The sequence below is a fragment of the Pseudomonas sp. GW101-3H06 genome (assembly GCF_059424605.1).
Genome location: NZ_JBWKZO010000001.1, coordinates 3,714,445 through 3,728,412, shown reverse-complemented (window position 1 = coordinate 3,728,412; position 13,968 = coordinate 3,714,445). Strand labels below are relative to the sequence as shown.

Genomic DNA, 13,968 nt, shown 5'->3' with positions numbered 1-13,968 from the left:
TCAAAGCTCCGCGTACAGGCGACCGGGATTGAATATGCCCCGGGGATCGAGTTGCTGCTTCAGGCTCTGGTGGTAGCGCATCAGGGCAGCGGGCAACGGCTGGAACGGGCTGCCGATCAGGCCATGGCTGTAGCACGTCACATGTCCGCCGACTTCTTCGACGACTTTGCGAATGAAAGACGCTTGGGCGTCGCACTTCAGCCAGCGCTGGGCGCCGCCCCAGTCGATCAGTTGCCGGCCGGGGAGGGACAGCTTTGGCGTGTTGTTGGGCAACGACAGACGCCAGAGTGGCTGGTCTTCGTCGAAGAAGCTCAAGCGCTGTTCGTTGAGATCGGCCCAATAAGAATCCGCCAGCAACTCGCCACCCAAACGGTCATGGGCCGCCGCGACCGAGCCTTCGCCACCCTCGAGCCGCAGATGCAGGCGCTCACCGTCATGGCACGCGGCGCTGATCGGCAAGGGTTGTTGACCCCATTGCGCGAGATTCAACAGGGCGCGCTCGCTGTTCATTTCCAGGCTGATGCTCAAGGCTCGGCGGGGCTTGGGCAAGACTTTGAGCGAGACTTCCGTGATCAGGCCCAACGTACCGTAACTGCCGGCCATCAACCGCGACAGGTCATAGCCGGCGACGTTCTTCATCACCTCGCCGCCGAAACGCAGATGCTTGCCGAGGCCTGTGATCACCCGTGTGCCCAGAACGAAATCCCTGACCGAACCTGACCACGGGCGTCGTGGCCCCGACAGCCCGCAGGCAATCATGCCGCCGACGGTGGCGCCGTCACCGAAAGAAGGCGGTTCGCAGGGCAGCATCTGGTGCGCGGCGTCCAGCACTTGCTTCAGTTCCGCCAGTGGCGTGCCGCAGCGCGCGGTAATCACCAGCTCGGTCGGGTCATAGCTGACGATGCCCCGGTGGGAACGGGTGTCGAGTATCTCGCCAGCACCGATGCGCCCCAGGAATGCCTTGCTGTTGGAGCCTTGTATGCGTAATGGCGTGACGTTATCCAGCGCCTGGTTGATCTGCTCCAGCAGTGCGTTGCTGTCATCGTTACCACCTGTACCGTACATCAGAAACGCTCCAGGTCAGGGAAGGGCAGTTGCCCGGCATGAATGTGCATCGCGCCGAATTCGGCGCAGCGGTGCAGGGTCGGAATGTTCTTGCCGGGGTTGAGCAGGCCGCTCGGATCAAATGCCGCCTTGATCCCATGGAACAGCGTCAGCTCATCGCTGTTGAACTGCGCGCACATCTGATTGATCTTCTCGCGGCCCACGCCGTGTTCCCCGGTGATGCTGCCGCCGACCTTCACACACAACTCCAGTATTTTGCCGCCCAGGTTTTCGGCGCGCTCAAGTTCCCCCGGCGTATTGGCATCGAACAGAATCAGCGGATGCATGTTGCCGTCACCGGCGTGGAACACGTTGGCCACCCGCAGGTCATATTCGGCCGACAGTTGGGCGATGGCTTTCAGAACACCAGGCAACTCGCGCCGGGGGATGGTGCCATCCATGCAGTAATAGTCCGGTGACAAGCGGCCCACTGCCGGAAAAGCATTCTTGCGCCCGGCCCAGAAACGCACGCGCTCGGCCTCGTCCTTGGCCAGGCGCACTTCGGTGGCACCGGCCTGCTCGAGCACCTGACGCACACGTTCGCAGTCATCGTGAACATCGGCTTCGACGCCATCGAGCTCACAGAGCAGAATGGCCTCGGCGTCGACCGGATAACCGGCGTGGATAAAATCCTCGGCGGCGCGGATGGCCAGGTTGTCCATCATCTCAAGGCCTCCGGGGATGATGCCGGCGGCAATGATGTCGCCGACGGCCCGGCCAGCCTTTTCCACGGAATCGAACGCCGCCAGCAGCACCTTGGCGGTCTGTGGTTTGGGTAGCAGTTTGACCGTCACTTCGGTGATCACCCCGAGCATGCCTTCGGAACCGGTGAACAGCGCGAGCAGGTCCAGGCCCGGCGAATCGAGGGCGTTCGAGCCCAGGCTCAGGTATTCGCCGTCGACGGTGAGGATCTCGACCCTGAGCACGTTGTGGACGGTCAGGCCGTACTTGAGGCAATGCACCCCGCCTGCGTTTTCAGCGACGTTGCCGCCTATTGAACAGGCAATTTGTGATGAGGGGTCCGGCGCGTAGTAGAGGCCGTACTGCGCGGCGGCCTGGGAAATCGCCAGGTTGCGCACCCCCGGCTGGACCCGCGCCGTGCGGGCAGCGGGGTCGATGTGCAGAATCTGGTTGAAGCGCGCCATCACCAGCAGCACGCCTTTTTCCAGGGGCAAGGCGCCGCCGGACAAACCGGTGCCGGCCCCCCGGGCTACCACCGGCACCTGCATTTCATGGCAGAGCCTGAGCACGCCCTGAACCTGCGCGATGTCGCGTGGCAGCACCACCAGCATCGGTGTGGTGCGGTAGGCCGAGAGACCGTCGCATTCGTACGGCTTGAGTTCTTCCTGCTGATGCAGGATTTCCAGCTCGGGCATCCGCGTTTGCAGGGCTTGCAATAGCGCGTTTCTGTCGACGTCAGGCAGGGCGCCGTCAACGCGTTCATCGTAAAGAATGTTCATCGGCGATCGACACTCGTTTTGTCGTGATGTGAGGTCTGTTTCCGGAAACCAGTGGCTGTCCATGCCTTGTTTGTGTGCGCGAAAAGGCTTTCTACTCAATAAGTTTCGCTTGGAACTGCGGATGCGCAAGGTTCTATGGAAATCACTGTGGGAGCGGGCTTGCTCGCGAAAGCGGTGTATCAGTCACATGGATACTGAATGTGCCGACGCTTTCGCGAGTAAGCCCGCTCCCACAGTTGAACAGTGTCGCGTACCTATCGGCTCAATGCCCACCCACCACCATAAGGCTGAACGGCGACACATAAGCCTGCAACGTCACCAGGCCACCGACCAGGATCGCCAGAATGATCGAGTGGAAGAACACATAACGCAGGATTTCCCCTTCATGCCCGTACCAGCGGGTGGCGGTGGAGGCGACCACAATGGATTGGGCGTCGACCATCTTGCCCATGACCCCGCCGGAGCTGTTGGCGGCGGCCATCAACACCGGGCTGAGTCCCAATTGCTCGGCGGTGACTTTCTGCAGCCCACCGAACAACACGTTGGAGGCCGTGTCCGAGCCGGTCAGGGCCACGCCAAGCCAGCCGAGCAGGGTGCCGAACATCGGGTAGAAAATCCCCGTCGCGGCAAACGCCAGGCCCATGGTCGCGTCCAGCCCCGAGTAGCGTGTGAGGAAGCCGAGGGCGAGCATGGCGACAATGGTGATTAACGAATAGCGCACGACCCAGAGGGTTCGCAGGTATTGGTGGATCAATTGCGGAATGGAATAGCCCATCAGCAAACCGCCGAGGATGGCCGATAGCAGGATGCCGGTGCCGGTGCTGGTGAACCAGGTGAATTTGTAGATCGCTTCCTCCGTTTTTGCCGTAGGTACTACCGGCGGCACCTTCTCGATCTGTTGGTGAATGCTGCTGAAGGTCACGGTCGGGGCGAAGATCGGGTTGGCTTCGCGCAGCGGTTTACCCTGGGGGTCAAGCTTGGCCGAATGGGTGACCGGATCGATCGCCGGGCGGGTGTCGAACATGTTCTTGAAGCTCTGGGTGCCCCAGGCAAACACGAAGACGGTGAGGATGATCCAGGGCATCCAGGCGCGCATGACCGCAGGTTTGGCCTCGTTGGCAAAGGCTGCGCTGGCAACGGGTTGTTCATCATGTTCTTCGGCTATTTTCGAGTCGTCGACCCGCCCGGACAGCGCTGCGGAGGTGTGTACGGTGGCCGGTTTCCAGACCTTGAGGAAACCGGTCAGGCAAGCCATGGAAATCAGCGCCGCGATCACGTCCACCAGCATCGGCCCGTGATAGTTGGAAACGATGAACTGCGGGATGGCGAAACTGACCCCGGTGACGATGATCGCCGGCCAGATTTCCACCATCTTGCGCCAACCGGCGAACGCCCAGATCAACCAGAACGGGACGATTACCGAGAAGAACGGCAGTTGCCGGCCAACCATCATCGACAGTTCCATCTCATCCAGTCCGGTGACCTTGGCCAGGGTGATGATCGGCGTACCCAATGCGCCGAATGCCACCGGCGCGGTGTTGGCGATCAATGCCAGGCCCGAGGCGGCCAGTGGTGAAAAGCCCAGCCCGATCAGGATCGCCCCGGTCACCGCCACCGGTGTGCCAAAGCCGGCGGCGCCCTCGAAAAAGGCGCCGAAGCAGAAGGCGATCAACAGCAGTTGCAGGCGACGATCGTCGGTGATGCGTGCCAGGGAGTCCTGCAGCACTTTGAACGAGCCGTTCTCGGTGGTCAGTCGGTGCAAAAAGATGATGTTCAGCACAATCCAGCCGATCGGCAAAAGACCGTTGGCCGCGCCGTACAGCGCCGCGGAGCCGGCCATGTTGGCGGGCATGCCGAAGGCGAAGATGGCGATCACCAGCGCCGAGGCCAGGGCGAGCAATGCCGCCAGATGCGCCTTGACATGGAAGAACGCCAGGGCAGCGAGCATTACCACCACGGGGATGGCGGCCATCAAGGTTGAGATGAGCGGGTTGTTGAACGGATCGTAGATTTGCTGCCAGACCATGTTCCACCTCTGCTTCTTATTGTTGGAAATGCAGACCCCTTGGGGGGAGGTGGCTTGTAGTATAGGTGGCATTACGCCGCTGTCAGGTGGAGGCTCCAGTACCGGCAATCAGCGCATTTCAGTGGCTGAGCTAGCATTGCCAATAGGGTCTGAATCCAGCAAGGGGAGGAAAACCGCAATGACTGAGCGACATCTGGAACACAAGGAGACGCTGTCGAACGGATGCAGCATCAGGGTCAAAGCCGAAATATTGAAAGACGGTTCGTTGGGCATGTTCATCGGGGTCTACTGGCCCGACGGCTCGGTCATCGATGAGAACCATGATCCCAAGCCCCATATGCTGGACATGGAAGCGGCGATGGATTGGGGGATTGATATTGCCAAGGGGATTGGCAATAGCCAGCGGACTTTGTGAACCGGCACGGTTGAATGTGGGAGCGAGCAGTTGCTCCCACATTAGATATCGTTCCGACAGTGAACCTGAGTGGTCAGATAGCGGGTCTGTTTACCGAAGTCCCGGAACGCTTGGCAGGCTTGGCCACAGGCTTGGAAAACTTCCATGCATCCCCCGCCGGTGCCGTGCCCTTGTCGTACGGCTTGCCCAGTAACATGTAGACCAGACCCGCGCCCATCACCACCAGGGTGGTCAGGATCATCGAGTAGTTGATGTACCAGGGAGCATCCGGCGAACGCGGCCAGACCATGTTGACGATGGCGCATACGCCATAGATCAGCGCAGCCAGGTTGACCCACAGGCCCCAGGCACCGAGGGTAAACTGGCCGTTCGGGCGCCAGCCCTTGGCGCGGGCGATCAGCGCAGCGACCACAATCAACTGGAAGGCCACGTAGATACCAATCGCGGCGAAGCCGACGATGGTCGCCACGGCATCGGCCATGAACATGCCCAGGCAAACAATCGCCGCCGGTACCAGACCGCTCACCAACAGTGCGAACGACGGCACATGGTTGGCCGACAGGCGCTTGAACAGCGAGCTGCCGACGATCATTTCGTCACGGGCGTAAGCGAACAGCAATCGGCTGGCAGCCGCTTGCAGGCTCAGCACGCAGGAAATGAAGGAGACCATCACCACCGCCATTACCAGGCGCGAACCCACCGGACCGAACGCGTTGGCGAGAATAGTGGCCACCGGGTCGGTGTCTTCGCCGGCCAACACCTTGGCCATGTCCGGCACCGAAAGGATCAATGCCAGGCAAGCGAACATCGCCGCCGCACCACCGATGTAAATGGTCATGCGCATGGCTTTGGGAATGCGCTTGCCCGGGTTCGGAGTTTCTTCGGCGACATCGCCGCAGGCTTCGAAACCGTAGTACTGGAACAGTCCGGCCAGCGACGCAGCAAGGAATGCCGGCAGATAGGAGCCGTTTACCTCGAGGTTGAAGGTATCGAACAGCACGCTGATCGGCTGATGGCGTTCAAAGACCAGCAGGTAGCCGCCGACCAGAATCGCTCCGACCAGCTCGCACAGAAAGCCGAACATCGCCACCCGCGCCAGCAGTTTGGTGCCGACCAGGTTCAAGGCGGTGGACAGCAGGATGATCGCCAGGGCGATGTAGATATTGGCTTCGGGGCCTGGGTTGAAGCCCATCATGATCGCCAGGTACGGGCCGGCACCCACCGCGACGCCGGCGATGGTGGCGCACAGGGCCCAGGCATACACCCAGCCGACCATCCACGCCCAACGCTTGCCCACCAGTCGGCGGGCCCAAGGGTAGACACCCCCGGAAATCGGGAACTGCGAAACCACTTCACCGAAAATCAGGCACACCAGCATCTGCCCGGCGCCGATCAGCAGGTAAGACCAGAACATCGGCGGGCCGCCGGCGGCCAGGCACAGGCCGAACAACGTGTAAACGCCGACGACCGGCGACAGGTAAGTAAAGCCCAGGGAAAAGTTCTCCCACAGGCTCATGCTGCGATTGAAATCCGAGCTGTAGCCCAGGGCGCGGAGTTGTTCCGCATCCTGATCGGCACTGGCGCTTGCACGCGTGTTGGATGAGCCACTCATGTTATTTCCTCTTTATCAAATGGCAGTGGTTGGGTACTGACGGGTTGGTGTGGCGAGCAAGCTTGCTCGCCACAGAAGAGCTATCGGGAATCAAGCCTGTTTTTGGGTTTCGCTATCGCGCCCGTCGTCGTACTGCGACAGCCACTCCACCGCTGCATCGCGATAACGGCTGAACCCCTTGTAATCCACCAGTTGCTGATTCAAGTCCCGCAGCACGCGGTGCATGCGCCGCGCCCAGGCCGGGTTGGTGGCGATGTCTTCGAGGCTGAGCAGGTAGGTGCGGATCGGGAAAACAATGGCGTTGCTGCGCGGCAGGCGGTGCAGTGGCTGCAATTCGATGCGCAGGTACACCAGCTTGCCAGCGTTCTCTGCGGTGACGATGGTGCGGTCCGGTGCCCATTCCGGCAGGCTCTCGGCCGAGACTTCGAGGCGCGGGTTGACCGTCAGTGACCAGTTCAGGCGACGTACCGGATGGCCGGTGCGCAGGCGCAGCAGGAACTTCAGCGCGCGGTCGAGCATGCCGATTTCCTTCACCAGCGGCACCGGGCCGTGGAACTCTTCCCAGCTCATGCCGAGGTTGAAACGCAGCGAATAGTCGGCGCGCTGAGTGGCAATGCCGGCGCCCCAGTACAGCGTGCCGTCGCGTTCTTCCTGCAAGACCCAGTCGCCCTGGGCCTGGCGCGTCACGTACTCCATTGGCTCATAGGGCAGCGTCGCCGGGTCGCCGAAGGTGAAGTGATCGTCGATGTCCAGCAAGCGGTTGGTCCAGTGCCATTGGCGCCCGTCACGCTCCAGGCTGAAATACTGCGGATAGTCCCGGGCGTAGGACTCCATGATCAGCTCCAGCAGGTCCCACTGCGCCTCCATCATGTGCGGCGCCGAGACGTAGTGCATGCCCGGATCTTTCTCCAGGGTGATGGCGCGGTCGCGACATTCGCTGATGTAGTGCTCGTCGATATCGAACGCGGCGCGGAACGCTCCATCACCCACCGAGACATGGGGCTCGAGGTTCATCGAGTACATGTAGTCGTCATCAGGGAACGGGAAGGGCGCGCGGGCGATGGTTTGCGGGCTATTGGCGAAGGTGTAGTCGTCGCGGTAGGTTTCGTCGGGATTGAATTTGATATTCATGGTTTTTGTTTTCCGTCGATCAGAGGTCGATGACCAGGCGATTGCACTTGGCGCGGGATACGCAGGGCATGATTTTCTTGCGGGCGATTTTGTCCTCGTCGGACAGCCAGTCATCGCTGTGCAGCAGTTCACCGTCGAGTTCCAGCACCTCGGTTTCGCAGTGACCACAGGCGCCGCCGCGGCACAGGTAAGGCATGCTGTAGCCAGCGGCTTCCACGGCTTCGAGCATGGTCTGGTCGGGTGAAACCTCGATCGTCGCGCCGCTGCGGCCGAGGGTGAAACTGAACGCTTCACCGCCGCTGCTTTGTTCCAGGAAACGCTCGAAGTGGACATGGCTGTCGGTCCAGCCCAGGTCGCGGGCACAGGCCAGGGTGGCGTCGATCATGCTGTCCGGGCCGCAGGCATAGACGTGGCTGCCAAGCGGCCGATCCGCGAGGATTCGGGCGATGTCCATCCGCGCTTCGATGCCCTTGCGATACAGGTGAACCTGCTCGCCGTAGGTGGCCTGCAACTCTTTACCCAATTGCGCATGTTCTTCGCCGCGCACCGCGTAATGCAGCTCGAAAGGCACCTTGCTCAGGCGCAACTCTTCCAGTTGCGAAATCACCGGGGTGATGCCGACGCCGCCGGCGATGAACAGATGCAGGCGCGCCTGTTTGATCAGCGGGAACAGGTTCACGGGGGGCGTGACTTCAATCAGGTCGCCCTCGTTGACGGTGTCATGCAGCGCCATCGAGCCGCCGCGACCGCTGTCCACCCGGCGTACGGCAATCTGGTAACTGCTGGTGTCGTAGGGCGAGCTCAGCAGGGAGTAAGGGTTGCGCAATGTGTTGCTGGCGTTGGCGATCAGCACCACCACGTGACTGCCACCGGAGAAGGCAGGCAGGTGTGCACCGGTCGGCGAGACCAGGGTGAAGCGCTTGATTTGCGGGGTCACCGCTTCGATGCGGGCCACCCGCAGATTCAACGTCCCATTGTTCTGACTCATGTGTCGAGCTCCTCGGCTGGGGGCAATTCGCCCGGTACTTCGGCGTCAGCCTTGACCGCCTGAAACGCCGCCAGGCGCCGGGAATAGTGGTCGCGTACCACCAGCGTCAGGCCGCAGCCGGGGCAGTCGTAGACGCGTTGGGTGACGTTTTCGGTGTAGGTATCGCAGTGCACGCACCACACCCGGCGCACCAGGGTGCCGGAGTGTTCACGCAGGACTTCGTCGCGGTTGAGGTCGAAGTGCGTGGCCACTTGCATGGCGGTGCCGAGGAAGCTTTCGGAACCGGCGAGGTAGAGGCGGGTGCCCATGCGGGCATCGGCCAGCCGCCTCTTGAGCGCGTCAATCAACGCCTGATTGGTCGGCAATACCTGCAACGGCAGGCCAGGGTGTTCCTGTTGCAATTGCGCGTGGAAATCCTGGCCGGAAAAGGACTCTTGGGAGTACAGCAAGGTGATGGGCCGATCCAGTCCTGCCAGTTCACTCAATAGGCGCAACATTGCACGACCGCCACTGCCTTGCCCGGCAACGATGTGTTGTCTGCCGCCCGGTAGCGGTTGCAACCGGTCATAGACCGGCCGGCTTTTGATCCCGGTGATCAACATTTTTATTATTTCTCCTGGCTAGCGAGTCCCACGATGGTGGGTTGCCGATAGCAGGAGCATAGGGCGTGCCAAGTTTATAAAATATTGATTTATAAGGATTTATTGTTATTGATGAAGTGCATTGCAGGCAAAAGTAACTAGATGTGTATGCGTTTTCGCAGCGGTTGGAGCCACAGTTACCCTGTGGGCGGGAGCCGGCTCCGGGCGGCGTTGCGACGAAAGCGGTGGGTCAGTGAGTATGGATGATGGATGTGATGGACTCTTCGCGGGCAGGCTTGCTCCCACAGAAACATGCCTGGTTGAAGAGGGGGGAGGGCTTCAGTCCCGTTGCAGTTTGCGAATCAACGTCCCGATATCAATACCCAGATGCTGCGCCGCCTTGCGCTTGCTGCCACACAGCTCCACGGCCTGGAGAATGACTTGGCGTTCGAACTGTTGAACCTGGAGCTTGAGGTTCTGTTGCGGATCGTCATTCTCCGCAACCGCCGCATAAAAGGGCTCTTCAGAGCGCATCGGCTTCAGCAGTTCGGCCGGCAGATGGTGTTCCTGGGCTTCATCATCGGCGAGGACCGCCAGGCGTTCGAAGATATTCACCAACTCGCGAACGTTCCCCGGAAAGTCGTAGCTCATCAGGCGTTTGCGGCAGCCGGCCGACAGGCTCAGTGACGGCTCGCGGTCACCGTTGATGCGGCTCAGCAGAATGTCGATGAGAAACGGCAAGTCGTCCCGGTGCTGGCGCAGCGGCGGGATTTCCACCGGCAACACGGCAAGACGGTAGTAAAGGTCGGCACGAAAGCCGCCGGTACTCACAAGGTGACGCAGGTCTTTATTGGTGGCGGCGATCACCTGCACCTGCACGGTTTTGCTCAAGGGCGAGCCGACCGACTGGATGGTGCTGTCTTCGAGAAACTTCAAAAGTTTGGCCTGGACATGCAGAGGGATCTCGCCGATTTCGTCGAGGAACAACGTCCCGCCGGAGGCCGCCTCGATATAGCCTTGCTTGCCGCCCTGCAAGGCACCGGTGAACGCCCCGCGCTCGTAGCCGAACATCTCCGATTCGAACAGGCTCTCCGGGATGCTCCCGCAATTGACGTGAATGAACGGCCGATCACCCCAGCCGGCCGCCCGGTGAATATGCCGCGCGATGGCAGTCTTGCCGACGCCGGGCTCGCCCAACAGCAACAACCGTGCGCGCCGACGAAAGGCACGCACGCCGGTATCGGCGATGCTCGACAGCTGCGGTGACAGGTGCAGCGCATTGTCCTGGGGATCGCGCAGGCCTTGCGGTTCCGCCGGCCGGCTACCGAGCGAGGCTCGACGCTGTGGCTGGCTGCCGTCGAAGTCCTTCTGGGTCAACATGCGGAACGGTTTTTCGTAGGCGCCGGTGGGGATGGCGTGGGTGCTGCTCAGCAGGACCCGACCTTCCCGCGAGCGGGTCAGCGCGCTGTTGCCGCCACGGTTCAATGCGGCCAGCAAGTCGTCATAGTTCAAGGCCGAGCGCTGGAAAAAATCACTTTCGGACAAGCCTACGGCCTGTTGCTTGGACAGGCGGTTGACGCGCTCGGCGGCCAGATTGAGAAAGCGTATCCGGCCTTCGCCGTCCGTCACGATCAACGCTTCGCTGAAACTGTCGAGCAAGGCGTGCAGCGCCGGAGTTTCCAGCAGGGCGCCCAGTACTTCGCTACTGACGTTCACCGAAGAGCGCATGCCCATCTGTAACCCAGGTGGCAGGGTGCTGTCTTTCATGGGTGCAACTCTTGGGCGCGGCGTACGCCCTGGCTTTGACGGAACACCGCGACCCGCCAGGCCACGCCCTCACGAATCAGGATCCGCGAGCAATGCACATTGAAGTGGCGCTCGCGTCCACCCAGGTCGGGCAGCGGCAGGCTCTGCCAGGTGCGTTCGGGCAGGGCATTGTCCAGCAGCAGGCGGGCGATGCCGGCACCGCGGGTGATGCCGAAGGTTTCTTCGAACGCGGCGTTGCGCCATTGCGGTTGCAGCTGTTCATCGATCACCAGCACCGCGTCGGGTACTGCGTCGAACACGCGGCGCAGGGCATCGATGCGCTGCTCGGCGTCGTGCTGCATGCGCAACTCCTGGCTGACATCGCGAATACTGCCCCACATCCGCAGCAACTGGCCGTTGACGATGGTAGCCCGCACATCGTTTTCCACGTAGGCCGGCGAGCCGTCATGGCGGCGATCCACCGAGAGGGCGCAGTCGACGCTGAAACCGGCCTCGATCAACCGTCGCACGAACGCTTCGTTGGCCGGGCTGCGTGGCCAGTACAGGCGCACCGGTTGCTGATTGAAGTCGACATCCGACGGCATCTCGTAGACCTCGGCCATGGCGCGGTTGCACAGGCGCCAATGGGAGTCGTTCTCGAACACCTGGCGGACGATTTCATCCGGGGAGTTGTTGATGTCCACCGCCTCGGCAAACTCTATGCACCAGTAGGCGACCTTGGCGCTCTGTAACATCTGGCTCATCACTTCGTTGGCGTTGTGCATTTCCCGCAGCCGATGGCCCAGCGCACCCAGAGGGATTTTCAGCAGGTGCAGACGCGCCGGTTGCACCGCGCGCCATTCCAGCAATCCGCTGGCGACCACCTGCAACAGACCGCCATTGTGGCGTATCAGGGTCAATTCCAGGCTGTGGACCTGTTCGTCGGCAGGTGGATTGGCGAACAGCGATCGCAGGATACGTACTGAGTCGACGCTGAAGACGCGCTCGATCGGCTGGTTCAGCAGTTCTTCGGGTGCGTAACCCAATTGATCGCTCAGGCTGGCAGACAGGCTGAGCAGTTGCCCGTCGGCACTCAGGGTACTGGCAAGGGGCTGGGCTTTGGTGGCCAGCAGATTCAGGATATCCATCGAAGGGGCGGCTCGATTCAACTAATGGGTAATCTGGACACGGCATTTCGCATGCCAACTCAAAAGCCCGCGAACAGCCAGCCAATGCAGGAATGACAAACGTTCCGTGCTGCGATCCTGCAGCGAAATGTGCATTTTTACAGCGCTTGAGCCGAGATTAGTGCGCTTGCGTCACCGCCGGGCAGCAATCCGATGAGTGACGCGGTCTGTGGCGAGGATCGCCACGGTAATCCCCGCCTTGACTGGCCGGATGTGGCGATAGCATTTTTCCTTCCTGAGGCATTTGCCACAAAATCAAAACGGTCTAAAAATGCCGTTGCTCACGACGAGGGCTTTGCTACTCTTGAACTTGTAGGTGAAAACGCAGACTGATGCGCAAGCGGATAGCGAGGACGCGTGGGGCGCGCTCCGAAGGGTACACGGTTAGAAAGATCTCCGCGCTGAGATCCAGCCCTTATGCCGTGTGAAGCAGGACAGCGCATTGCTGTACCTGTGAGAGTCCTGATAAACCTCGTAAGCCAGAGACCAGCACTGGCCACCTACTAAAACCTCCCAGAGCCCGCCTTGTGCGGGCTTTTTAATGCCTGTCGGACATTGGATGCGGCTTTTTGTGGGAGCGAGCAGCGCTCGCTCCTAAAGGTTTGGTGGTCAGATCAGGTTGATCGTCACATCGATGTTGCCACGGGTCGCCTTGGAGTACGGGCAGGTCTGGTGCGCGGTGTCCACCAGGGTGCGGGCCAGCACAGGGTCCACGCCCGGCAGGCTGACATTCAGGCGCGCCTGGAGAAAAAACGCGGTGTCGGTCTTGCCCAGATCGATTTCGGTGGCGACGCTGGCGTCCGCCGGCAAGCTCACCTTCAACGCCGCCGCGGCCTTGCCCATGGCGCCGATGAAACAGGCCGACCAGCCAGCGCCGAGCAGTTGTTCCGGGTTGGTGCCGCTGTCGGAAGAGCCTATCGGGGAAAGCTTGACGTTCAGACGGCCATCGTCGCTGCGGGACTCACCTTGGCGGCCGCCGGTGGTGACGGTCTTGCCGGTGTACAGCACGGTTTCGATTTGATTGATCATGGGGGCTCCTGAAGGATTTCGGTGTTTAGGCCTTGATGTCGCTCGATTGATCGAAGAACACCTGAAGAGCGACCCGCGCACTCTTTCACCCTGATGTACGCCGTGTGTGTCTTGAACCGGCGGTTGTGTATCGCTGTGTAGCTTTGCCGGTCCGACATACACAGCGATACAAACCATCTGATTGCGTAACGTCACACAATAAGCGTGCGGCTTTTGCTAGCCTGCGTCCTCCGTTATTCAACAGGCGCTACCCTATGTTCAATCTCCGTGTCATGACCCTGGACGATTACGATGCCGTCCTCGAACTCATGCGCAAAACGCCGGGCATCTCCCTGCGCGATGCCGACTCCCGCGAGTCGACTGCGCGTTATCTGCAACGCAATCCCGGCATGAGTTTCGTGGCTGAAATCGGCGGCTTGTTGAGTGGCTGCGTGATGTGCGGGCATGACGGTCGCCGAGGTTACCTGCAGCATGTGCTGGTTCTGCCGGAGCATCGCCGGCAAGGCATCGCCCGCGCCCTGGTCGAGCGATGCCTGTGGAGTCTCGAACAACAGGGCATCGTCAAATGTCACCTGGATGTATTCAAGACCAACGAAGCCGCCGCCCGCTATTGGCAACGTCAGGGGTGGCAGTTGCGGGAGGATATTGACCGGTATTCGTTGATCCGTTCGGGGAACGCAAATGCATGA

12 protein-coding genes are annotated in these 13,968 nt (G+C 61.0%); 2 read left to right on the top strand and 10 right to left on the bottom strand.

Features of this window, described 5'->3' with window-relative positions; genetic code table 11:
- From glcE to AC07ZE_RS16925, 3 genes are all read right to left on the bottom strand, one after another.
- Complete coding sequence (glcE, locus tag AC07ZE_RS16935) at positions 1-1,065, bottom strand: glycolate oxidase subunit GlcE (RefSeq protein WP_207265816.1); 1,065 nt, start codon at positions 1,063-1,065, stop codon at positions 1-3.
- Entirely contained in the window at positions 1,065-2,564 is a 1,500-nt protein-coding gene (glcD, locus tag AC07ZE_RS16930) for a glycolate oxidase subunit GlcD (RefSeq protein ID WP_207265815.1), read from the bottom strand. The genes glcE and glcD overlap by 1 nt, the downstream gene beginning before the upstream one ends.
- Before the next feature lie 262 nt (positions 2,565-2,826).
- On the bottom strand, positions 2,827-4,590 hold the full coding sequence (locus tag AC07ZE_RS16925) for an L-lactate permease (RefSeq protein WP_207265814.1): 1,764 nt from the start codon (positions 4,588-4,590) through the stop codon (positions 2,827-2,829).
- A gap of 178 nt (positions 4,591-4,768) precedes the next feature.
- Here AC07ZE_RS16925 and AC07ZE_RS16920 point away from each other — a divergent pair, with 178 nt between their 5' ends.
- Positions 4,769-5,005, top strand: a complete 237-nt coding sequence (locus tag AC07ZE_RS16920; protein WP_095195250.1) for a hypothetical protein — start codon at positions 4,769-4,771, stop codon at positions 5,003-5,005.
- A gap of 73 nt (positions 5,006-5,078) precedes the next feature.
- On the opposite strand, the gene AC07ZE_RS16915 is transcribed toward AC07ZE_RS16920, so the two are convergent.
- From AC07ZE_RS16915 to AC07ZE_RS16885, 7 genes are all read right to left on the bottom strand, one after another.
- Positions 5,079-6,617: an APC family permease gene (locus AC07ZE_RS16915; protein WP_207265813.1), complete on the bottom strand. Its 1,539-nt coding sequence runs from the start codon at positions 6,615-6,617 to the stop codon at positions 5,079-5,081.
- 90 nt (positions 6,618-6,707) lie between these two features.
- Positions 6,708-7,748 (bottom strand): heme-dependent oxidative N-demethylase family protein, encoded by a 1,041-nt coding sequence (locus AC07ZE_RS16910; protein WP_207265812.1) that lies wholly within the window; start codon positions 7,746-7,748, stop codon positions 6,708-6,710.
- 19 nt (positions 7,749-7,767) lie between these two features.
- Positions 7,768-8,736 (bottom strand): PDR/VanB family oxidoreductase, encoded by a 969-nt coding sequence (locus AC07ZE_RS16905; RefSeq protein ID WP_207265811.1) that lies wholly within the window; start codon positions 8,734-8,736, stop codon positions 7,768-7,770.
- On the bottom strand, positions 8,733-9,338 hold the full coding sequence (locus AC07ZE_RS16900; protein ID WP_207265810.1) for a dimethylamine monooxygenase subunit DmmA family protein: 606 nt from the start codon (positions 9,336-9,338) through the stop codon (positions 8,733-8,735). Before AC07ZE_RS16900 ends, AC07ZE_RS16905 begins: the two co-directional genes overlap by 4 nt.
- A gap of 318 nt (positions 9,339-9,656) precedes the next feature.
- Complete coding sequence (locus tag AC07ZE_RS16895; RefSeq protein ID WP_207265809.1) at positions 9,657-11,084, bottom strand: sigma-54 interaction domain-containing protein; 1,428 nt, start codon at positions 11,082-11,084, stop codon at positions 9,657-9,659.
- Positions 11,081-12,211 (bottom strand): PAS domain-containing protein, encoded by a 1,131-nt coding sequence (locus AC07ZE_RS16890; RefSeq protein ID WP_207265807.1) that lies wholly within the window; start codon positions 12,209-12,211, stop codon positions 11,081-11,083. The genes AC07ZE_RS16895 and AC07ZE_RS16890 overlap by 4 nt, the downstream gene beginning before the upstream one ends.
- A 648-nt stretch (positions 12,212-12,859) precedes the next feature.
- Positions 12,860-13,279: an organic hydroperoxide resistance protein gene (locus tag AC07ZE_RS16885; protein WP_207265806.1), complete on the bottom strand. Its 420-nt coding sequence runs from the start codon at positions 13,277-13,279 to the stop codon at positions 12,860-12,862.
- A 254-nt stretch (positions 13,280-13,533) separates the two neighbouring features.
- On the opposite strand from AC07ZE_RS16885, the gene AC07ZE_RS16880 reads away from it, so the two are divergent.
- Positions 13,534-13,968 (top strand): GNAT family N-acetyltransferase, encoded by a 435-nt coding sequence (locus AC07ZE_RS16880; RefSeq protein WP_207265805.1) that lies wholly within the window; start codon positions 13,534-13,536, stop codon positions 13,966-13,968.